26 protein-coding genes are annotated in these 19,616 nt (G+C 74.3%); 22 read left to right on the top strand and 4 right to left on the bottom strand.

What is annotated here, in order from left to right; translation table 11 throughout:
* The first annotated feature begins 99 nt into the window (after positions 1-99).
* Genes hisD through hisF form a run of 8 tightly spaced genes read left to right on the top strand, consistent with a single transcriptional unit; the run spans position 100 to position 5,923 of the window.
* Positions 100-1,407, top strand: a complete 1,308-nt coding sequence (gene hisD, locus ABTX81_RS13475; RefSeq protein ID WP_350544036.1) for a histidinol dehydrogenase — start codon at positions 100-102, stop codon at positions 1,405-1,407.
* A complete protein-coding gene (locus ABTX81_RS13470) occupies positions 1,404-2,555 on the top strand; it encodes a histidinol-phosphate transaminase (protein ID WP_350544034.1) in 1,152 nt (383 codons plus the stop codon). Before hisD ends, ABTX81_RS13470 begins: the two co-directional genes overlap by 4 nt.
* 6 nt (positions 2,556-2,561) lie before the next feature.
* Positions 2,562-3,155, top strand: coding sequence for an imidazoleglycerol-phosphate dehydratase HisB (gene hisB, locus ABTX81_RS13465; RefSeq protein ID WP_350544032.1), 594 nt, complete (start codon positions 2,562-2,564; stop codon positions 3,153-3,155).
* Positions 3,152-3,304, top strand: coding sequence for a CG2302 family histidine operon protein (locus tag ABTX81_RS13460; protein WP_350544030.1), 153 nt, complete (start codon positions 3,152-3,154; stop codon positions 3,302-3,304). Before hisB ends, ABTX81_RS13460 begins: the two co-directional genes overlap by 4 nt.
* A 33-nt stretch (positions 3,305-3,337) precedes the next feature.
* Positions 3,338-3,973 carry an imidazole glycerol phosphate synthase subunit HisH gene (hisH, locus tag ABTX81_RS13455; RefSeq protein ID WP_350544027.1) on the top strand — a complete coding sequence of 212 codons (636 nt, stop codon included), beginning with the start codon at positions 3,338-3,340 and terminating at the stop codon, positions 3,971-3,973.
* A gap of 20 nt (positions 3,974-3,993) precedes the next feature.
* On the top strand, positions 3,994-4,719 hold the full coding sequence (gene priA, locus ABTX81_RS13450) for a bifunctional 1-(5-phosphoribosyl)-5-((5-phosphoribosylamino)methylideneamino)imidazole-4-carboxamide isomerase/phosphoribosylanthranilate isomerase PriA (protein WP_350544025.1): 726 nt from the start codon (positions 3,994-3,996) through the stop codon (positions 4,717-4,719).
* The gene (locus ABTX81_RS13445) at positions 4,716-5,156 is read left to right on the top strand and encodes a Rid family hydrolase (RefSeq protein WP_350544022.1); all 441 of its coding nucleotides are present in this window, start codon (positions 4,716-4,718) and stop codon (positions 5,154-5,156) included. The genes priA and ABTX81_RS13445 overlap by 4 nt, the downstream gene beginning before the upstream one ends.
* Positions 5,153-5,923, top strand: coding sequence for an imidazole glycerol phosphate synthase subunit HisF (hisF, locus tag ABTX81_RS13440; protein ID WP_350544020.1), 771 nt, complete (start codon positions 5,153-5,155; stop codon positions 5,921-5,923). The genes ABTX81_RS13445 and hisF overlap by 4 nt, the downstream gene beginning before the upstream one ends.
* On the opposite strand, the gene ABTX81_RS13435 is transcribed toward hisF, so the two are convergent.
* From ABTX81_RS13435 to ABTX81_RS13420, 4 genes are all read right to left on the bottom strand, one after another.
* Complete coding sequence (locus ABTX81_RS13435; protein WP_350544017.1) at positions 5,920-6,660, bottom strand: Crp/Fnr family transcriptional regulator; 741 nt, start codon at positions 6,658-6,660, stop codon at positions 5,920-5,922. The genes hisF and ABTX81_RS13435 overlap by 4 nt on opposite strands.
* 62 nt (positions 6,661-6,722) lie before the next feature.
* Complete coding sequence (locus ABTX81_RS13430; RefSeq protein WP_350544014.1) at positions 6,723-7,508, bottom strand: VOC family protein; 786 nt, start codon at positions 7,506-7,508, stop codon at positions 6,723-6,725.
* Between the two features lie 111 nt (positions 7,509-7,619).
* Positions 7,620-8,258 (bottom strand): TIGR03085 family metal-binding protein, encoded by a 639-nt coding sequence (locus tag ABTX81_RS13425; RefSeq protein ID WP_350544011.1) that lies wholly within the window; start codon positions 8,256-8,258, stop codon positions 7,620-7,622.
* A 29-nt stretch (positions 8,259-8,287) separates the two neighbouring features.
* Positions 8,288-8,920, bottom strand: coding sequence for a hypothetical protein (locus tag ABTX81_RS13420; protein WP_350544009.1), 633 nt, complete (start codon positions 8,918-8,920; stop codon positions 8,288-8,290).
* Between the two features lie 166 nt (positions 8,921-9,086).
* Between ABTX81_RS13420 and hisI the strand changes: the two genes are divergently transcribed.
* From hisI to lgt, 14 genes are all read left to right on the top strand, one after another.
* Positions 9,087-9,458, top strand: a complete 372-nt coding sequence (gene hisI, locus ABTX81_RS13415) for a phosphoribosyl-AMP cyclohydrolase (protein ID WP_350544007.1) — start codon at positions 9,087-9,089, stop codon at positions 9,456-9,458.
* A gap of 56 nt (positions 9,459-9,514) precedes the next feature.
* A complete protein-coding gene (locus tag ABTX81_RS13410) occupies positions 9,515-11,029 on the top strand; it encodes an anthranilate synthase component I (RefSeq protein ID WP_350544005.1) in 1,515 nt (504 codons plus the stop codon).
* A 53-nt stretch (positions 11,030-11,082) separates the two neighbouring features.
* The gene (locus tag ABTX81_RS13405) at positions 11,083-11,529 is read left to right on the top strand and encodes a PDDEXK family nuclease (protein ID WP_350544003.1); all 447 of its coding nucleotides are present in this window, start codon (positions 11,083-11,085) and stop codon (positions 11,527-11,529) included.
* 20 nt (positions 11,530-11,549) lie between these two features.
* A complete protein-coding gene (locus ABTX81_RS13400; protein WP_350544000.1) occupies positions 11,550-12,188 on the top strand; it encodes a TIGR02234 family membrane protein in 639 nt (212 codons plus the stop codon).
* A 160-nt stretch (positions 12,189-12,348) separates the two neighbouring features.
* Positions 12,349-12,597, top strand: coding sequence for an HGxxPAAW family protein (locus ABTX81_RS13395; protein ID WP_350543997.1), 249 nt, complete (start codon positions 12,349-12,351; stop codon positions 12,595-12,597).
* 86 nt (positions 12,598-12,683) lie between these two features.
* Positions 12,684-13,130 carry a DUF2752 domain-containing protein gene (locus ABTX81_RS13390; protein ID WP_350543994.1) on the top strand — a complete coding sequence of 149 codons (447 nt, stop codon included), beginning with the start codon at positions 12,684-12,686 and terminating at the stop codon, positions 13,128-13,130.
* A gap of 188 nt (positions 13,131-13,318) precedes the next feature.
* The gene (trpC, locus tag ABTX81_RS13385) at positions 13,319-14,125 is read left to right on the top strand and encodes an indole-3-glycerol phosphate synthase TrpC (RefSeq protein WP_350543992.1); all 807 of its coding nucleotides are present in this window, start codon (positions 13,319-13,321) and stop codon (positions 14,123-14,125) included.
* Between the two features lie 10 nt (positions 14,126-14,135).
* Positions 14,136-14,285 (top strand): tryptophan biosynthesis modulator TrpM, encoded by a 150-nt coding sequence (gene trpM, locus ABTX81_RS13380; RefSeq protein WP_350543990.1) that lies wholly within the window; start codon positions 14,136-14,138, stop codon positions 14,283-14,285.
* Positions 14,286-14,341: 56 nt separating this feature from the next.
* Positions 14,342-15,601, top strand: a complete 1,260-nt coding sequence (trpB, locus tag ABTX81_RS13375) for a tryptophan synthase subunit beta (protein ID WP_350543988.1) — start codon at positions 14,342-14,344, stop codon at positions 15,599-15,601.
* 2 nt (positions 15,602-15,603) lie between these two features.
* Positions 15,604-16,413, top strand: coding sequence for a tryptophan synthase subunit alpha (gene trpA, locus ABTX81_RS13370; RefSeq protein ID WP_350543986.1), 810 nt, complete (start codon positions 15,604-15,606; stop codon positions 16,411-16,413).
* A gap of 207 nt (positions 16,414-16,620) precedes the next feature.
* Positions 16,621-16,926, top strand: coding sequence for a hypothetical protein (locus tag ABTX81_RS13365; protein WP_350543983.1), 306 nt, complete (start codon positions 16,621-16,623; stop codon positions 16,924-16,926).
* A gap of 119 nt (positions 16,927-17,045) precedes the next feature.
* On the top strand, positions 17,046-17,507 hold the full coding sequence (locus ABTX81_RS13360; protein ID WP_350543980.1) for a MauE/DoxX family redox-associated membrane protein: 462 nt from the start codon (positions 17,046-17,048) through the stop codon (positions 17,505-17,507).
* A 68-nt stretch (positions 17,508-17,575) separates the two neighbouring features.
* Positions 17,576-18,439 carry a DsbA family protein gene (locus ABTX81_RS13355; protein ID WP_350543977.1) on the top strand — a complete coding sequence of 288 codons (864 nt, stop codon included), beginning with the start codon at positions 17,576-17,578 and terminating at the stop codon, positions 18,437-18,439.
* Between the two features lie 155 nt (positions 18,440-18,594).
* Positions 18,595-19,608 carry a prolipoprotein diacylglyceryl transferase gene (gene lgt / locus ABTX81_RS13350; protein WP_350543975.1) on the top strand — a complete coding sequence of 338 codons (1,014 nt, stop codon included), beginning with the start codon at positions 18,595-18,597 and terminating at the stop codon, positions 19,606-19,608.
* Positions 19,609-19,616 lie beyond the last annotated feature (8 nt).

Here is a 19,616-nt window from a genome sequence, read left to right as displayed (position 1 = left end):
CCCCCCAGTCGTCCCCGGCCCTCCCCGGCCGTCTCGCTCTTCGTATCACGGACTGAAATGCGGGACCGCCGGTTCCGGCCACTCCTTACACTGGGTGGCGTGATCTCTCGAATCGATCTGCGCGGCTCGCTCGACGACCCGCGCGACCTGCTGCCCCGTGCCGACTTCGACGTCGCGGCCGCCCTGGAGAAGGTGCGTCCGATCGCCGAGGACGTGCATCATCGCGGGGTCGCGGCGCTGATCGAGATCACCGAACGCTTCGACGGCGTGCGGCTGGAGTCCACCCGGGTCCCGGCCGGGCAGATCGCCGAGGCCCTGGAGGGGCTGGACCCGAAGGTGCGCGCCGCGCTGGAGGAGTCGATCCGCCGCGCCCGCATCGTGCACGCGGACCAGCGCCGCGAGGGGCACACCACCCAGGTGGTGCCGGGCGGCACGGTGACCCAGCGCTGGGTGCCGGTGGACCGGGTCGGGCTGTACGTCCCGGGCGGTCTGGCCGTCTACCCGTCCTCCGTTGTGATGAACGTGGTGCCGGCCCAGGAGGCGGGCGTGCGCGGCATCGCGGTGACCTCCCCGCCGCAGAAGGCCTTCGGCGGCCGGGTGCACCCGACCATCCTGGCGGCCTGCGCGCTGCTCGGCGTCACCGAGGTGTACGCGGTCGGCGGCGCCCAGGCGGTCGCCATGTTCGCGCTGGGCACCGAGGAGTGCGAGCCGGTGAACATGGTCACCGGCCCCGGCAACATCTACGTGGCCGCCGCCAAGCGCTACTTCGCCGGGCGGATCGGCATCGACTCCGAGGCCGGCCCGACCGAGATCGCCGTCCTCGCCGACGACAGCGCCGACCCGGTGGACGTCGCCGCCGACCTGATCAGCCAGGCCGAGCACGGCCCGACCTCGGGCTCGGTGCTGGTCACCGACTCGGTGGCGCTGGCCGACGCGGTCGAGGCCGAGCTGAAGGTCCAGGTCGCCCGCACCCGGCACAGCGAGCGGGTGGCCGAGGCGCTGGGCGGCCGGCAGTCCGGCATCATCCTGGTCGACGACCTGGAGCAGGGCCTGACCGTGGTCAACGCCTACGCCGCCGAGCACCTGGAGATCCAGACCCGGGACCCGCACGCGGTCGCCGCCGGGGTCCGCAACGCCGGCGCGATCTTCCTCGGCCGGTTCACCCCGGTCTCGCTCGGCGACTACGCGGCCGGCTCCAACCACGTGCTGCCCACCGGCGGCTGCGCCTGCCACTCCTCGGGGCTGTCCGTGCAGACCTTCCTGCGCGGCGTGCAGGTCGTCGAGTACGACCGCGAGGCGCTGGCCGGCATCGCCGCCCACGTCGTCAACCTGGCGGACGCCGAGGACCTGCCCGGTCACGGTGACGCGATCAAGGCCCGATTCGAGTGGACGGTTCCCGGCACGTGACGACCATCGACGACCTCCCCGTCCGGGACGAGCTGCGCGGCCAGTCGCCCTACGGCGCCCCGCAGCTCGACGTCCCGGTCCAGCTGAACACCAACGAGAACCCGTACCCGCTCCCCGAGGAGCTGGTCGCCCGGATCGCCGAGCGGGTCGCCGAGGCCGCCCGCGGCCTCAACCGCTACCCCGACCGGGACGCGGTCGAGCTGCGCGAGGGCCTGGCGGCGTACCTCACCCGCACCACCGGCCACGCCGTCGCCCGGGAGAACGTCTGGGCCGCCAACGGCTCCAACGAGGTGCTCCAGCAGCTGCTGCAGACCTTCGGCGGCCCCGGGCGCACCGCGCTCGGCTTCGAGCCCTCGTACTCGATGCACGCGCTGATCTCCCGCGGCACCGGCACCGGCTGGATCTCCGGCCCGCGCAACGCCGACTTCACCGTCGACCTGGACGCCGCCGTCGCGGCGATCGCCGAGCACCGCCCGCACGTGGTGTTCGTCTGCTCGCCGAACAACCCGACCGGCACCGCCGTCGACGCCGGCACCGTGCTGCGGCTGTACGAGGCCGCGCAGGCCGCCCGGCCCAGCCTGGTGGTGGTCGACGAGGCGTACGTCGAGTTCTCGCACCGCGACTCGCTGCTGCCGCTGATCGAGGGCCGCCCCAACCTGGTGGTCTCGCGCACCATGTCCAAGGCCTTCGGGGCGGCCGGGCTGCGCCTGGGCTACCTGGCCGCCGACCCGGCGGTGGTGGACGCGGTGCAGCTGGTCCGGCTGCCGTACCACCTGTCGGCCGTCACCCAGGCCACCGCGCTGGCCTGCCTGGAACACACCGACACCCTGCTCGGCTACGTCGGCCGGCTCAAGGACGAGCGCGACCGGCTGGTCGAGGCGTTGCGCGGGCTCGGCCTTGAGGTGACCGACTCGGACGCCAACTTCGTCCAGTTCGGCCGCTTCGCCGACACCCACGCCGTCTGGCAGGCCATCCTCGACCACGGCGTCCTGGTCCGTGACAACGGCGTCCCCGGGTGGCTTCGCGTCACCGCCGGCACCCCCGCCGAGAACGACGCCTTCCTGGACGCCGTCGCCACCGCCCTCCCGTCGCCCGCCGCCACCCTTGTACGTGCGCGCTCCGCGCGCGCAGCCAGTCAGGAGCTGTAACCCCGCATGAGCCGCATCGGACGCGTCGAGCGCACCACCAAGGAGACCTCCGTCCTGGTCGAGATAGACCTGGACGGCACCGGCAAGACCGACATCTCCACGGGCGTCGGCTTCTACGACCACATGCTCGACCAGCTCGGGCGCCACGGCCTCTTCGACCTCACCGTGAAGACCGACGGCGACCTGCACATCGACACCCACCACACCATCGAGGACACCGCCCTCGCGCTCGGCGCCGCCTTCAAGCAGGCGCTCGGCGACAAGGTCGGCATCTACCGGTTCGGCAACTGCACCGTGCCGCTGGACGAGTCGCTCGCCCAGGTGACCGTCGACCTCTCCGGCCGCCCCTACCTGGTGCACACCGAGCCGGAGAAGATGGCGCCGATGATCGGCACCTACGACACCACCATGACCCGGCACATCCTGGAGTCCTTCGTGGCCCAGGCCCAGATCGCCCTGCACGTCCACGTGCCGTACGGGCGCAACGCGCACCACATCGTGGAGTGCCAGTTCAAGGCGCTGGCCCGGGCCCTGCGCTACGCCGCCGAGCGCGACCCGCGCGCGGCCGGCATCCTCCCGTCGACCAAGGGTGCGCTGTGAGCAAGGCCGCGATCGTCCTCCTCTTCGCCGGACTCTTCCTGACCGGCGGGGTCATCTCGTTCTGGAAGCAGAAGCAGTCCAAGGGCGTCATCCTGGTGCTCGCCCTGGGCGCGGCGATGTGCCTGGGCTCGGGCCTCATGCGCCTGTAACCGTCGAGCGAACGAAAGACTGGACACCTGAACATGGGCAAGAACGTCGTGGTGCTCGACTACGGCTCGGGCAACCTCCGTTCGGCGCAGCGCGCCCTGGAGCGGACCGGGGCGAACGTCACCGTCACCTCCGACTACCAGGCCGCGATGGACGCCGACGGCCTGCTGGTCCCCGGCGTCGGCGCCTTCGAGGCCTGCATGCGCGGGCTGAAGTCGGTCCGCGGGGACTGGATCATCGGGCGCCGGCTGGCCGGCGGCCGGCCGGTCATGGGCATCTGCGTGGGCATGCAGATCCTCTTCGAGAAGGGCGTCGAGCACGGCGTGGAGAGCGCCGGCTGCGACGAGTGGCCGGGCACGGTCGAGCCGCTGGAGGCGCCGGTCGTGCCGCACATGGGCTGGAACACCGTGGACGCCCCCGAGGGCAGCCGGATGTTCGCCGGCCTGGACGCGGACACCCGCTTCTACTTCGTCCACTCCTACGGGGTGCGCCACTGGGAGCTGGAGGCGCACAGCGCCCGGATCAACCCGCCGCTGGTCACCTGGGCCACCCACGGGCAGCCGTTCGTCGCGGCCGTCGAGAACGGTCCGCTCTGGGCCACCCAGTTCCACCCCGAGAAGTCCGGCGACGCCGGCGCCGCCCTGCTGACCAACTGGGTCAGCACCCTCTGACGACGGAAGATTCGTACATCATGAGCCGCCTCGAACTGCTGCCCGCCGTCGACGTCCGGGACGGCCAGGCCGTCCGCCTGGTCAAGGGCGCCTCCGGCACCGAGACCTCCTTCGGCGAGCCGCTCGCCGCCGCCCTCGCCTGGCAGGACGCCGGCGCCGAGTGGCTGCACCTGGTCGACCTCGACGCCGCCTTCGGCACCGGCTCCAACCGGGACCTGGTGCGCGAGATCACCGAGACCCTGGACATCAAGGTCGAGCTGTCCGGCGGCATCCGCGACGACGCGTCGCTGGCCGCCGCCCTGGCCACCGGCTGCACCCGGGTCAACCTCGGCACCGCCGCGCTGGAGAGCCCCGAGTGGGTCGCCAAGGCCATCGCCGAGCACGGCGACCGGATCGCCGTCGGCCTGGACGTGGTCGGCACCACCCTGCGCGGGCGCGGCTGGACCAGCGAGGGCGGCCAGCTCTTCGAGGTGCTGGCCCGCCTGGACGCCGAGGGCTGCGCCCGCTACGTGGTCACCGACGTCAACCGGGACGGCACCCTGACCGGCCCCAACCTGCAGCTGCTGCGCGACGTCTGCGCCGCCACCGACCGGCCGGTGGTCGCCTCCGGCGGCGTCTCCTCGCTGGACGACCTGCGGGCGATCGCCGGCCTGGTCGGCGAGGGAGTCGAGGGCGCCATCGTGGGCAAGGCACTCTACGAGCAGAAGTTCACCCTCGGAGAGGCGTTGGAGGCGGTCTCGGGATGACGGAACGTCGGATCGTACACGGCCGGGTCGGCGGGTTCTCGCACTGGGAGGACCTGCTCGGCGCGTCGCAGGCGGTCGCCGCCGGGGACCACGTCCACATCGCCGGCGCCCGGCCGCTGGTGGACGGGGTGCTGTCCGGCGAGGGCGACCCCTACGAGCAGGCGAAGGCCGCCTTCGGCAACGCGCTGGAGGCCCTGGCCGCGTACGGTCTGACGGCGGACGACGTCGTCCGCACCCGGGTGTACCTCACCCACGCCCGTGACATCGACGCGGCGGGCCGCGCCCACCACGAGATCTTCGGCGCGGTGCGCCCGGCGGCCGCCGTGGTGGTGGTCGAGAGCCTGGTGGACTCGCGGATGCTCGTCGAGATCGAACTCGACGCCCACCGCGCCGGGCTCGCCGCAACCCTGGAAGCTCTGGAAGGCAATCAGCCGTGACCCTCGCAGTACGTGTCATCCCCTGCCTGGACGTCGACGCCGGCCGCGTGGTCAAGGGCGTCAACTTCCAGAACCTGCGCGACGCCGGGGACCCGGTCGAGATGGCCAAGCTCTACGACGCCGAGGGCGCCGACGAGCTGACCTTCCTCGACATCACCGCCTCCTCCGGCGACCGCGAGACCACCTACGACGTGGTCCGCCGCACCGCCGAGCAGGTCTTCATCCCGCTCACCGTCGGCGGCGGCATCCGCGCCGTCGAGGACGTCGACAAGCTGCTGCGGGCCGGCGCCGACAAGATCGGCGTCAACACCGCCGCCATCGCCCGCCCCGAGCTGGTCCGGGAGATCGCCCAGCGGTTCGGCCGCCAGGTGCTGGTGCTCTCGGTGGACGCCCGCCGCTGCCCCGAGGGGACCGAGACCGCCTCCGGCTTCGAGGTCACCACCCACGGCGGCCGCCGGGGCACCGGCCTGGACGCCGTCGAGTGGGCCGGGCGCGCCGCCGAGCTGGGCGCGGGCGAGATCCTGCTCAACTCGATGGACGCCGACGGCACCAAGGACGGCTACGACCTGGAGCTGATCCGGGCCGTCCGCAAGACCGTCTCGGTGCCGGTGATCGCCTCCGGCGGGGCCGGCAAGCTCGCCGACTTCGCCCCGGCGGTGGAGGCGGGCGCGGACGCGGTGCTGGCCGCCAGCGTCTTCCACTTCGGGGACCTGCGGATCGGCGAGGTCAAGAACGCGCTGCGGGAGGCCGGGCACCCGGTCCGCTAGGTGTTCCAGGGCCCGTCGGGGCCGTCGGCCAGCTCCAGCAGGCCGGGCAGCGAGAGCACGGTGGTGCTGCGCCGGCCCAGCCGGATCAGGCCGCGGTCGGCCAGCTCGTGCAGGGCGTGGTGGACCCGGCGCTCGCCGGCGCCGGTCAGGGCGGCCAGCTCGGCCTGGGTCAGCCGCGGGCGGACGGTGATGCCGACGCCGCGCGGGCCGGCGGTGCCGTAGCGCCGGGCCAGCTCGGCGAGCTGGCGGGCGAGCCGGCGTTGCACCGGCTCCGAGGCGAGGCCGACCAGCCGGCGGGTGGTGGCCCGGCCGCGGTGCACCAGGCAGCGGCTCAGCGCGATGCCGGCCGGCGGGTGGGTGCCCAGCCAGTGCAGCCAGTCGGGCTGGGAGATCCGGCGGGCGGTGACCGGGCCGGCCGCGGTCACGGTCGCCGAGCGGGGCCGCCCGTCGAGGGCGGCGGCCTCGCCGACCACGTCCCCGTAGGCGCGGACGTCCAGCAGGGCGGTCGCGCCCGCGGTGTCCTCGACGGTGGCCTTGGCGAAGCCGGTCAGCAGGAGCAGGACGAAGCCGCCGAGGTCCCGGTCGAGGATCAGCGTCTCGCCGTGGCCGTGCGCGCGCCGGGTGCCCAGCCGCAGGACGGCCTGCTCGGCGGCGAGCGCGGCGGGCGAGCCGTCGCGGCGCAGCTCGGCCAGCAGGGTGCCCTCGGGCCAGCCCCCGTCCGCTTCCGCACGCCGCACGGCGTCACCCCCTGCGCTGCTCGCCGGAGAGGCTAGCGCAGGGGGTGGGACGGCGGAAGCGGTCAGGACTCCTTCGGCGGCTCGCCCTTGATCAGTGCGAACGGGGCGCCGAACGGGTCGGCCAGCCAGGCGAGCCGGCCGACGTCCGGGACGTTCTCCGGCCCCATCAGCACGGTGCCGCCGGCGCCGGTGGCCCGGGCGACCACGGCGTCCACGTCGGAGGCGCCGAAGTACGGCGTCCAGCTCGGCGGCTGGGCCTCGCCCATCACCGGGGCGATGCCGCCGAAGCTGGTCTCCCGCAGGCCGCCCTCGGCCGGGGAGATCACCTTGTACGTCATGCCGGGCGCCGGGAAGTCCTCGGAGCGCCAGCCGAAGACCTTCTGGTAGAACCCGTAGCCCGCGTCCACGGCGCTGGTGTGCAGCTCGACCCAGATCAGCGCGCCGTCGTCGGAGACGACGTCCAGGCCCTTCACCGTGCCGGGCTGCCAGACCGCGAACCGGGCGCCCTGCGGGTCGGTCAGCTGGGCCATCCGACCGGCGTCCATCACGTCGAACGCCGGGACCCGCACGGCGCCGCCGGCCTGCTCGACGGCCTTGCCGGTGGCCTCGGCGTCGGGCGCGTGGAAGTACGTCGTCCAGGCGGAGCGGGCGCCCTCCTCGGTGAGCGGGCCGACGGCCGCGGCCGTCCTCCCGTTCAGCTGGAGGAAGCCGTAGCCGCCGGCCTCCGGGCCGGCGGACTGGAAGGTCCAGCCGAAGACCGTCCCGTAGAAGGTGGCGGCGGCGGCCGGGTCCGGGCTGCCGAGGTCGATCCAGCAGGGGGAGCCGGCGGGGAAGTCGGTGGTGAGCATGGTGTCGCGTCCCTTCGAGGGGGAGGGAGACGGTACGACCGGTCTCGTGCCATCTGCGAGTCTGCACCCCACCACCGACATCCGCAGCCGGGGCCGGCGGCCGCCGGCCGGCTAGGGGAGCGGCAGGACGTGGCGCAGCGCCTCGACGGCGTCCGGGGGGCCGTCCACGGTCAGCTCGGCACGGGCGCCGCGGCCGAAGGCGAAGAGCAGCAGCTCGCCCGGCTCGCCGGTGATCCGCACGGTCGGCTGGCCGGCCGGGCCGACGGTCAGGCCGCGGCCGTCCGGGTGGCTGAGCTCCAGCCGCACCGGGGAGCGGCGGCCCGCCTCCAGCCGGGCGATCAGCGGCAGCCGGCGCCAGAGCGCCTCGGAGCGTCCGGGCGGCACCGGCTGCGGCGCGGGGGCGTCCCCGGCCCGGGCGACGTCCTCGGCGTGCACGTAGTACTCGACGGTGTTGGCCGCCTCGTCCGCGCCGGGCAGCGAGAACAGCGAGAGCACCGGCGGGCCGGAGCGGAACAGCCGGACCAGTTCCTCGTAGGGCCGGTCGGCGTAGGACTCCTGGACCCGGTGGGTCCAGCCCGCCAGCGGGCCGATCCGGATGCCCGCGGCGGCGTCCGGCCGCCGCTCGCGGATCACCAGGTGGGCGGCGAGGTCCCGGGTGGACCACCCGGCGCAGAGGGTGGGGGCGTCCGGCCCGGCGGCGGCCAGCAGTTCGGCCAGGCGGTGGCGCTCGGCGAGGGCGTGGTTCGACATGTCCCCAGCCTAGAAGGGCTGACGGCGGTTCAGCGCAGCCGGCCGGTGAGCTTGGTGGAGCCCGGCCGGTTGCCCGCCGTCAGGATGCAGGTGTAGTCGCGCCAGCCCTGCTGGTAGAAGGCGTAGCTCGGGCCGACCGGATAGCTGTAGTACGGCCCGCCGCCGCCCTGGCGGGCCTCGGCGGCGGCCTGCGCCTCCTTGCAGCCGTCCCGCATCGCGTTGGCGACCTGGTAGTCGCCGGACAGGCCCTCCGGCAGCAGCTGGTCGGCGATCGCCTCGCCGTCGTGCTGCTCCTCGCAGGGGCGGGCCTCCGGCTTGGTGACCGTCTTGTTCAGCTGCGGGTGGTCCAGGCAGGTGCCGACGGTGAAGAAGGAGTACGGGACGACCTTGGACGGCGTCGGGGTGGGGGTCGGCGTCGGCGTGGGGGTCGGGGTGGGCGTCGGCGTGGCGGTGCTGGGGGAGGGCGGCGGGGGCTTGGGCGCCGGCTTCTCCTCGGGCCACAGCAGGACCGTGGCCACCACCGCGAGCAGCACCGCCAGCACCGCCGCGACGGCGATCAGCAGGCCCCGGGACGGGCGGGCGTCGGAAGTGCCCCCCGGGCGGGGGAGGTCGTCGCCGCCCGGCGGTCCGGCGGGTTCGGCGGCGTGCTGCTCGGAGGTCATGACCACGAGAATGGCGCAGACCGGGGCCGCCCGGCAGGCGGTTTCCACAACTCGTTCGATCGGATGGTCGGTCCGGCCCCAGCGGGCCCGCCCGCCGCCGCCCACGGCGGCGGCCGCGATCCGGACGGCCGCCCGGCCCGCCGGGACGGGCTGACACAATGGCCCCATGTCCACCTCACCCGCCGCCCCCGGTTCCACCGCCCTGGCCCCCGAGATCGCCGCCCGGCTCAAGCGCACCGAGGACGGCCTCCTCCCGGCCGTCGCGCAGCAGTACGACACCGGCGAGGTGCTGATGCTGGGCTGGATGGACGACGAGGCGCTGCACCGCACCCTCACCACCGGCCGCTGCACCTACTGGAGCCGCAGCCGCCGGGAGTACTGGGTGAAGGGCGACACCTCCGGCCACGTCCAGGCGGTCAAGTCGGTCGCGCTGGACTGCGACGGCGACACCCTGCTGGTGAAGGTCGACCAGACCGGCGCGGCCTGCCACACCGGCGACCGCACCTGCTTCGACGCCGATGTGCTCCCGCTCGGCTGACCACCCGCCCGGCCGACCCACCCCTTCCGCCCCTCCGTCGTAAGGTGCCGCCCGTCATGGACCTCGAAGCCTTCCGCAAGCTCGCCGTCGACACCCGGGTCATCCCGGTCACCCGCAGGCTCCTCGCGGACGGCCTCACCCCGATCGGCCTCTACCGCAGCCTCGCCGACGAGCGCCCCGGCACCTTCCTGCTGGAGTCCGCCGAGCAGGGCCGCAGCTGGTCGCGGTACTCCTTCGTCGGCGTGCGCAGCGCCGCCACCCTGACCGCGGGAGCGGACGGCGCCGCCCGCTGGCTCGGCGCCCCGCCGGTCGGCATCCCCGCCACCGGCGACCCGCTGGAGGTGCTGCGCGCCGCGCTGCGCGCCCTGCACACCCCGCGCCACGCCGACGACGGCCTGCCCCCGCTCACCGGCGGCCTGGTCGGCTACCTCGGCTACGACGTGGTCCGCCGGCTGGAGAAGCTGCCCGACCTCAACCCGGACGACCTGAAGCTGCCCGAGCTGACCCTGCTGCTCGCCACCGACCTCGCCGTGCTCGACCACGCCGACGGCACCGTGCTGCTGATCGCCAACGCGGTCAACCACAACGACCTGGCCAGCGGCGTGGACGAGGCCTACGCGGACGCCGTCGCCCGGCTGGACGCGATGGAGGCCGACCTGCTGAAGCCGGTCGACCCGGGCCTGGCCACCTTCACCCCGAGCGGCCCCGGCGAGGTCCGCTCGCCGTTCGGCGGCGAGCCGTACCGGGCCGCGGTGGAGGAGATCAAGGAGCGGATCCGGGCCGGCGAGGCGTTCCAGGTGGTGCCCTCGCAGCGGTTCGAGGCGCCCTGCCCGGCCTCCGCGCTCGACGTCTACCGCGTGCTGCGCACCACCAACCCGAGCCCGTACATGTACCTGTTCCGCTTCCCCGGCCCGGACGGCGGCGCCGAGGGCGGCTTCGACGTGGTGGGCTCCAGCCCGGAGGCGCTGGTCAAGGTCACCGACGGCGAGGCGATGCTGCACCCGATCGCCGGCACCCGGCACCGCGGCGCCACCCCGCACGAGGACGCCGAGCTGGCCGCCGAGCTGCTCGCCGACCCCAAGGAGCGGGCCGAGCACCTGATGCTGGTCGACCTCGGGCGCAACGACCTCGGCCGGGTCTGCGAGCCGGGCAGCGTCGAGGTCGTCGACTTCATGCAGATCGAGCGCTACAGCCACGTGATGCACATCGTCTCCACGGTGACCGGCAGGGTCGCCGCGGGGCGGACCGCCTTCGACGTGCTGACCGCGTGCTTCCCGGCCGGCACCCTGTCCGGCGCGCCCAAGCCGCGGGCGATGCGGATCATCGAGGAGCTGGAGCCCACCCGCCGCGGCCTGTACGGCGGCTGCGTCGGCTACCTGGACTTCGCCGGGGACTCCGACACCGCGATCGCCATCCGCACGGCGGTGCTGCGCGACGGCACCGCGTACGTCCAGGCCGGCGCCGGCGTGGTGGCCGACTCCGACCCGCACGGCGAGGACACCGAATGCCGCAACAAGGCCGCCGCCGTCCTGCGCGCGGTCGCCACGGCGAATACGCTGCGTAAGCCGTAGGAGTCGGCCCCCGCGCCGGTCGCGGGGACCGCCGCAGCGGAAGGGACAGCAGGATGCCGGATGTGCGGCGGCGGATCGTGACCGCCGCCAGGGAACAGCTGGTGCGGCAGCCGGGCGGCCACGGCGGCGTCCTCGCGGACGTGCGGCTGGAGGGGCGGGCGGCCGCGCTGGTGCTGCTCGCCCCGGGAGCGGTGCCGGACCCGGCCGGGCACTACCGGGCGGTGGACGCGCTGGTGGTGCTGGACGTGCTCCCGGCGCCGGAGCGGGCCGAACGCCACCGCTTCCACGCCGCCGCGGCCGTCCCGCTGTACGTCGTGGTGGATCCGGGGGAGGGGGTCTGCACGGTGCACAGCCGTCCGCTGCCGGGCGTCGGGTACCGGGAGGCGGAGCGGGTGCCCTTCGGGAACGATCTCTTCCTGCCGCTGGGGGAGCGGACGTTGGTGCTGGAGACGGGCGATTTCCCCACCGAGCCGCCGACCCCGGGTGCGGCGGCGGGGTGAGGGCGGGGGACACTGGAGCGGTGAGCGCTGAAGCCCCTACCGACGCCGTGTCCGCCGACCCCGTTGCCGCACCCGCGCCCGCCGCACGGGCCGGGCGGCGCACGCTCGGGGTGATGCTGCTGCTCACCGCGCTGGGCGCGGTGCTGGTGCTGACCGCCGCCGGCCGGGTCTGGGCCGAGGGGACGGCGGGCACCCTGGAGGTCTCCGTCACCGGCGGGAGGATCTCCGAACTGCCCGCCGGGCTGGCGCTGGTGGCGCTGGCGGCGGGGGTCGCGGTGTTCGCGGTGCGCGGCGCCGGCCGGCTCGCGGTGGGGGTGCTCACCGTGCTCGCCGGCCTCGGCGCGGCGGCCGCGGCGGCGGCGGGCGCCGGCGACACCGCCGCGCTGGACGCCGAGGCGGCCCGCAAGCTCGCGCTGACCGGCTCGGCCGCGACCGGGGTCGGGCACACCGGCTGGCCGTGGGTGGCGCTGCTGGGCGGGCTGCTGCTGGCGCTGGCCGGGCTGCTGACCGCCCGGTACGGGCGCGACTGGCCGGCCATGGGCAGCCGCTACGAGGCGCCGACCGGCAAGGCGCCGGCCACGCGGCGGGCGGCCGCCGCGGAGAGCCCGGCGGACCTGTGGAAGGCGCTGGACCGGGGCGAGGATCCGACGGCCGGCTGACCGGCCGGGCGGGCGCACCGCACTGTGACGCGATAGACCCGCCACCCCCTTTGGGGCGCCGGTGTGTGGCCCGGCACAATGGAGACGTCAGTGGGACACGTCAACCCGTGAGGGGCCGAGCAGGCCCGGCCGGGCCCCGAGAGCGTAGGAGCACCATCCGATGGCAGCAGCAGCACACGGCCACAATCCCGCCGCCTGGACCGGCGTGACCATCTCGTTCATCGGCTTCTGCGTCGCGGGCGTCGCGATGATCCTGCCGTCGGTGCTGCTCGTCTATGCCGGCCTGGCGGTCGTCCTGCTCGGCGGCGTGGTCGGCAAGGCCATGTCGATGGCGGGCATGGGCAAGCAGCCCAGCACCATGGTGTACACCCACGAGGAGCAGGCCGCGCTGGCCGCCGCCTCCGCCTGACCGACCGGCGCTTCGCGTGAACGGCGGCCTGCGGGCCGCCGTTTCGCGTCTGTCACCTTCCCTCCCGGGCGGGCACAATCGTGGGCGTGAACGCCGCCCCCGCTCCCACCGCCTCCGCCCGGCCCTCCGCGCCGCGCCGGCTGGTGCCGCCGCTGGCCGCAGCGGCCGCCGTGGCCCTTCCCGCCGGGTACGTCGCCGCGGTGGACCCGAACGTCCCCGGGCACTACCCCGACTGTCCCTTCCTGGCGGCCACCGGCTGGTGGTGCCCCGGCTGCGGAGGGCTGCGCTGCGTGCACGCGCTGACCCACGGGGACCTCAGCGGGGCGCTGCACGACAACGCGGTGGCGGTGCTGCTGTTCGCCGTGCTCGGGGTGCTCTGGGCGCGCTGGCTCTGGGCGGCGCTGCGCGCCCTGCCCGGTCCCCGGCTCGCGCTCGGGGCCCGTCGCTGGGTGCTGGTCGGGCTGCTCGTCCTCGTCTTCACGGTGGTCCGCAACCTGCCGGTCGGCGCCGGTCTGGCACCGCCACCGGTCTGACCGTCGAGGTGGCGACGGTGTGAAGCCGCAGCTCGCGGCGGTGTCCGGGGTCCGTTCCGTGAGACGCGCGCCGGGCTGATGCGCTGCGCGCTCCCCCTTGCCGATACCATCGAAGGGCCGGAGGCCTGCTGGCCGTCCGGCTCCTCGCTAGCAGAACCAGGACTAGCAGACATGATGGGGGCGCCCGAGTGAGTGTGCTCGACTCGATCGTCGAAGGGGTCCGCGAGGACCTCGCCGAGCGGCAGGCCCGGGTCTCGCTGGACGAGCTCAAGGAGCTCGCCGCCAAGGCCCCGGACGCCAAGGACGGCGTGGCGGCCCTGCGCGGCGACGGCGTCCGGGTGATCTGCGAGGTCAAGCGCTCCAGCCCGTCCAAGGGTGCGCTGGCCACGATCGCGGACCCCGCCTCGCTGGCGACCGACTACGCGGCCGGCGGTGCCGCCGCGATCAGCGTGCTGACCGAGCAGCGCCGCTTCGGCGGGTCGCTGGCGGACCTGGACGCCGTCCGGGCCGCGGTGGACACCCCGCTGCTCCGCAAGGACTTCATCGTCACCGCCTACCAGCTGTGGGAGGCCCGCGCCCACGGCGCCGACCTCGCGCTGCTGATCGTCGCGGCCCTCGACCAGCCGGCCCTGGTGTCGCTGATCGAGCGGGCCGGGTCGATCGGCCTCACCCCGCTGGTCGAGGTGCACGACGAGGAGGAGATCAAGCGCGCGGTGGACGCCGGGGCGCGGATCATCGGCGTCAACGCCCGCAACCTCAAGACCCTCGAGGTGGACCGCAACACCTTCGGCAACGTCGTCCACGCGATCCCGGACAGCATCGTCAAGGTCGCCGAGTCCGGGGTGCGCGGCCCGCTGGACGTCATCTCCTACGCCAACCTGGGCGCGGACGCGGTGCTGGTCGGCGAGTCGCTGGTGACCGGCAAGGACCCGCGGGCCGCGGTGGCCGACCTGGTCGCGGCCGGCGCCCACCCGGCGATCCGGCACAAGGACTGACGCCGCACCCATGAAGATCGCCACCCGTCTCGCCCCCGGCTGCCGCCCGCGCGGCTGCCGCGCGCCCGCACGCCGGGTGCTGGGGCGGCGGGTGCGGTACGTCATCGGCTGCGAGCCCGGGCAGGTGCCGGGGCGGCGATGGCGCGCGACGTCCGGCTGATCCCCAGCCGACCGACGTCACCGTCAACCGTCGTCATCTTCCCGAGGGACTTCACCATGTCCGAACGGTCCGACAAGGACTACCTGCCCGGCGCCGAGGTGCCGGACGCGCGCGGCTACTTCGGCGCGTACGGCGGCCGCTTCATCCCGGAGGCGCTGGTCGCCGCCGTGGAGCAGGTCGCCGAGGAGTACGAGAAGGCCAAGGCCGACCCGGCCTTCACCGCCGAGCTCGACGCGCTGCTCAAGGACTACACCGGCCGCCCCAGCCCGCTGACCGATGTGCGGCGGTTCTCCGCCGAGGCCGGCGGCGCGCGCGTCCTGCTCAAGCGCGAGGACCTCAACCACACCGGCTCGCACAAGATCAACAACGTGCTGGGCCAGGCCCTGCTCACCAAGCGGATGGGCAAGACCCGGATCATCGCCGAGACCGGCGCCGGCCAGCACGGCGTGGCCACCGCCACCGCCTGCGCGCTGTTCGGCTTCGACTGCACCATCTACATGGGCGAGGTCGACACCCAGCGCCAGGCGCTGAACGTCGCCCGGATGCGGATGCTCGGCGCCGAGGTGGTGGCCGTGACGTCCGGCAGCCGCACCCTCAAGGACGCCATCAACGAGGCGTTCCGCGACTGGGTCGCCAACGTCGACTCCACCCACTACCTGTTCGGCACCGTGGCCGGGCCGCACCCGTTCCCGATGATGGTCCGCGACTTCCACCGGGTGATCGGCGTGGAGGCGCGCGAGCAGGTGCTGGAGCGCACCGGGCGGCTGCCCGACGCCGTCGTCGCCTGCGTCGGCGGCGGCTCCAACGCGATGGGCATCTTCCACGAGTTCATCCCGGACGCCGGGGTGCGCCTGATCGGCTGCGAGGCGGCCGGCGAGGGCGCCGAGACCCCGCGGCACGCGGCCACCCTCACCAAGGGCGACCCGGGCGTGCTGCACGGCTCGCGCACCTACGTCCTGCAGGACGAGGACGGCCAGACCATCGAGTCGCACTCGATCTCGGCCGGTCTCGACTACCCGGGCGTCGGCCCGGAGCACGCCTGGCTGAAGGACACCGGCCGCGCCGAGTACCGGCCGGTCACCGACGACGCCGCCATGCAGGCGCTGCGGCTGCTGTCCCGCACCGAGGGCATCATCCCGGCCATCGAGAGCGCGCACGCGCTGGCCGGCGCCCTGGAGCTGGGCCGCGAGCTCGGACCCGAGGCCACCATCCTGGTCTCGCTCTCCGGGCGCGGCGACAAGGACATGCACACCGCCGCCGAGTACTTCGGCCTCTACGACGAGCCGGGCGCCGGCTCCGCCCACGGGGGTAAGTGACCATGGCTTCGAAGCTCAGTGGTGTCCTCGCCGCCGCCAAGGCCGAGGACCGCGCCGCGCTGATCGGCTACCTGCCGGCCGGCTTCCCGTCCGTGGACGGCGGCATCCGGGCGGTCGGCGCGCTGATCGAGGGCGGCTGCGACGTCGTCGAGATCGGCCTGCCGCACTCCGACCCGGTGCTGGACGGCCCGACCATCCAGACCGCCGACGACATCGCGCTGCGGGCCGGCGTGCGGATCAAGGACGTGCTGCGCACCGTCCAGGAGGTCGCCGCCGCGCACCCCGCCGCGGCGGTGCTGGTGATGACCTACTGGAACCCGGTGGACCGCTACGGGGTCGCGCGGTTCGCCGCCGACCTGGCCGCGGCCGGCGGCGCGGGCTGCATCCTGCCGGACCTGCCGGTGGAGGAGTCCGAGGAGTGGCGCAAGGCGGCCGGGGAGCACGGTCTGGACACCGTGTTCGTGGTCGCTCCGAGCAGCAAGGACAAGCGGCTGGCCGAGGTCACGGCGGCCGGCAGCGGCTTCGTGTACGCGGCCGCGGTGATGGGCGTGACCGGCAGCCGGGCGCAGGTCGGCGAGCTGGCCGAGGACCTGGTCGCCCGGACCAGGGCCACCACCGAGCTGCCGGTCTGCGTCGGCCTCGGGGTGTCGACCCGTGAGCAGGCCGCCCAGGTGGCCGGGTTCGCGGACGGCGTGATCGTCGGCTCGGCGTTCGTGCAGCGGATCCTGGACGCGGACGGGGACGAGCAGGCCGCGCTGGCGGCGGTCCGCGAGCTGGCCGGCGAGCTGGCGCAGGGCGTCCGCCGGCGGTAGCCGCCCTTCCGCACCGCGGTGCCCGACGGCCCGCCACCCCCGCCCGGGGTGGCGGGCCGTCGGCGTTCCCGGGCCCGTTCGGTCAACCCCTCGACCCGAACGGGTGAACAGAGGCGGGCACGCGCACCAGCCCGCGGTTGGGCGGCGTTGAGTGGAGGGACGAGTGCACGCACCACGTGCCCGGGGGCGAGCGGAAGGGGTCGGCCGATGCCCGGTCTTCAGCGAGCCGTGCTGCTGCGGGCGGCCGCGGCCGCGCTGGCGCTCGGCGCCGCGTTCGGGGCGCAGAGCGCGGTCGGGCCGGCGCTGGCCAGACGGGGGGTGGAGCGGGCCGAGCGGGACGCCTCTGCGTGCGCGGAGGCGGTCCGGATGGAGGCGGCGGCCGCGCGGGCCGGCCGTCACGGCCCCGACCGCCCGGACCGTTCGGACCGTTCGGGGGGCCCGGAGCGCCACGCGCTCGACCGGCACGACCTGGGGTGGCCGTTCGGCTGCGACCCCGACCACTCGTTAGGGTGAAATGCCCTCAGAGTGGGTTAACCTTCACTCTTTTGGCTTAACTCGGAGAACCGGAGAAACCCGGCGCCCCCACGAGCGGTTCATAGGGCGTGACGGTGTTTCCCGAGGGGGTTGTCCGGATGGCCGGGCCGGCGACGGAGTGGATCGGCACGGCCGCCCGGCTCGGCCTGGCCGTGGTCTGGGGCTGGGCCGGGCTGGCGAAGATCGCCGACCCGGCGGAGGCCGCCCAGGCGGTGCGCGCGTACGAGATCCTGCCCGAGTCCCTGGTCAAACCGGTGGGTCACGGGCTGCCCTTCCTGGAGCTGGCGCTCGCGCTGCTGTTGCTGATCGGCCTGGGCACGCGCCTGGTCGCGGCCGTCTCGGCGGTCCTGCTGCTCGCCTTCATCGGCGGGATCACCTCCGCCTGGGCGCGCGGCATCTCGATCGACTGCGGGTGCTTCGGCGGCGGCGGGGCGGTCGACGCCTCGCAGACCGAGTACCTGCAGGAGATCCTGCGCGACACCGGGTTCCTGCTGCTGGCCGGCTGGCTGGTCTGGCGGCCCCGGACGAAGTTCTCGGTGGACGGCTGGCTGGCGGGCTGAAGCGCCCGCACCGCCCCCGGGACCGCACCACCGCACCCCCACCCCCCGAACCTGGAATTCCAAGGCTGATGAGCGAGAAGAACCGAGAAGGCAAGCGCACCGCCCGTGAGCGGATGCTGGCGGAACGCGCCGAGGACGAGGCCCGCGGCCGGCGGAAGAAGAAGCTGATCATCGGCGGAGTGGCGCTCGCGGTGATCGCCGCCGCCGTGGTCACCGGCGTGGTGGTGCAGGACCAGCGCTCCCAGCCGGAGACCCCCACCGCCGTCCCGGCCGGCACCATCGGGGACAAGAACCTGGTCGTCCCGGTCGGCTCGGACAACGCGCCCTCCGTCCTCACCGTCTACGAGGACCCGCGCTGCCCCGCCTGCGGCGTCTTCGAGCGGGAGTTCTCGCCCACCATCAGCCAGCTGGAGGACGCGGGCAAGATCTTCACCAACTACCACATCGTCTCGTTCATCGACCGGGCCGTGCCGGGCAAGGGCTCCAAGTACGCCGCCAACGCGCTCGGCTGCGCCCAGGACGCCGGGCACTTCCGCGACTACCACGACGTGCTCTACCGCAACCAGCCGGAGGAGACCAACGACGCCTTCGGGAACAAGGCGGTCCTGATCAACCTCGCCAGGCAGGTCGACGGCCTGGTCACGCCGGCCTTCGAGGCCTGCGTCAACGACCTGAAGTTCAGCGGCTGGGTGTCGGCGGTGCAGCAGGACTTCGACAAGTCCACCTTCAAGTCCACCCCGACGGTGCTGCTCAACGGGCAGCCGATCTACCCCAAGTTCAACAACGAGGAGATCACCCCGGCCAACCTGGTGAAGTGGGTGGACGCCGCCAACCAGGGCAAGCCGCTGGGCACCCCGGGCACCCACGGGCAGTCACCGGCGCCCACCAGTACCGCCTCGGAGGCCAACAACCCCTCGCCCACCGCGGGCTGAACCGGGCGCGTACGCTGCGGGGTGGCCGCCGCCCCCTCCCCGTCCGGAGGGGGCGGCGGCGGGCCGTGCTCCGGGTCCGCGCGCCGATCTGTGCCCGACTGTGACCCGCCGGGGTGCCCTCGACGGGCCACCGACCCTGTAGCGTCGGAGCTGCCATGGATATCGCCTACATTCCCAGCCCGTCGCGGGGTGTCCTGTACCTCGGACCGATCCCGCTGCGCGCCTACGCCTTCTGCATCATCCTCGGTGTCGTCGTGGCCGTCTGGCTCGGCAGCAAGCGCTGGGTCGCCCGGGGCGGTGGCCGCCACACCGTCGGCGACATCGCCGTCTGGGCCGTGCCGTTCGGCCTGGTCGGCGGCCGGCTGTACCACGTGATCACCGACCACCAGCTGTACTTCGGCGAGGGGAAGAACCCCTGGAACGCCCTCAAGATCTGGGAGGGCGGCCTCGGCATCTGGGGCGCGATCGCGCTGGGCGCGGTCGGCGCCTGGATCGGCGCCCGCCGGCGCGGTGTCCCGCTGCCCGCCTACGCGGACGCGATCGCCCCGGGCATCGCGCTCGCGCAGGCGCTGGGCCGCTGGGGCAACTGGTTCAACCAGGAGCTGTACGGGCGGGAGACCACCCTGCCGTGGGGCCTGGAGATCACCAAGACGCTGCCGAACGGCGAGGTGGTCACCACGATCCACCACCCGACCTTCCTCTACGAGTCGCTCTGGTGCGTGGGCGTCGCGGCGCTGGTGATCTGGGCGGACAAGCGGTTCACCCTGGGCCACGGGCGGGCCTTCGCGCTGTACGTCGCCGGGTACACGGCGGGCCGGTTCTGGACCGAGTGGCTGCGGATCGACGAGGCGCACCACATCCTGGGCCTGCGGCTGAACGACTGGGTGGCGATCCTCGTCTTCGCCGCCGCCGTGGCGTACTTCGTGATCGTCGGGAAGAAGCGGCCCGGCCGCGAGGACCCGGCGAGCATCGACCCGATGGCGCGCGCCGAGGCGGCGGCCGACGCGCCGGCCGACGGGCCGAAGGACGCTCTGCCGAAGGGCGGTCTGCCGAAGGCCGACGGGTCCGAGGACGGCGATCTGCCGAAGGCGGAGCGCGACGGCAAGCCCGGGGACGGGCCCGCCGAGAAGCTCGACACGCTGGAGAAGGGCGCCAAGAACCCGGCCTGACCTGCGCC

Origin of the sequence: Kitasatospora sp. NPDC097605, assembly GCF_040302725.1 — a bacterium.
Classification (GTDB): Bacteria; Actinomycetota; Actinomycetes; order Streptomycetales; family Streptomycetaceae; genus Kitasatospora.
This window is presented reverse-complemented; position numbering and strand designations above follow the sequence as displayed.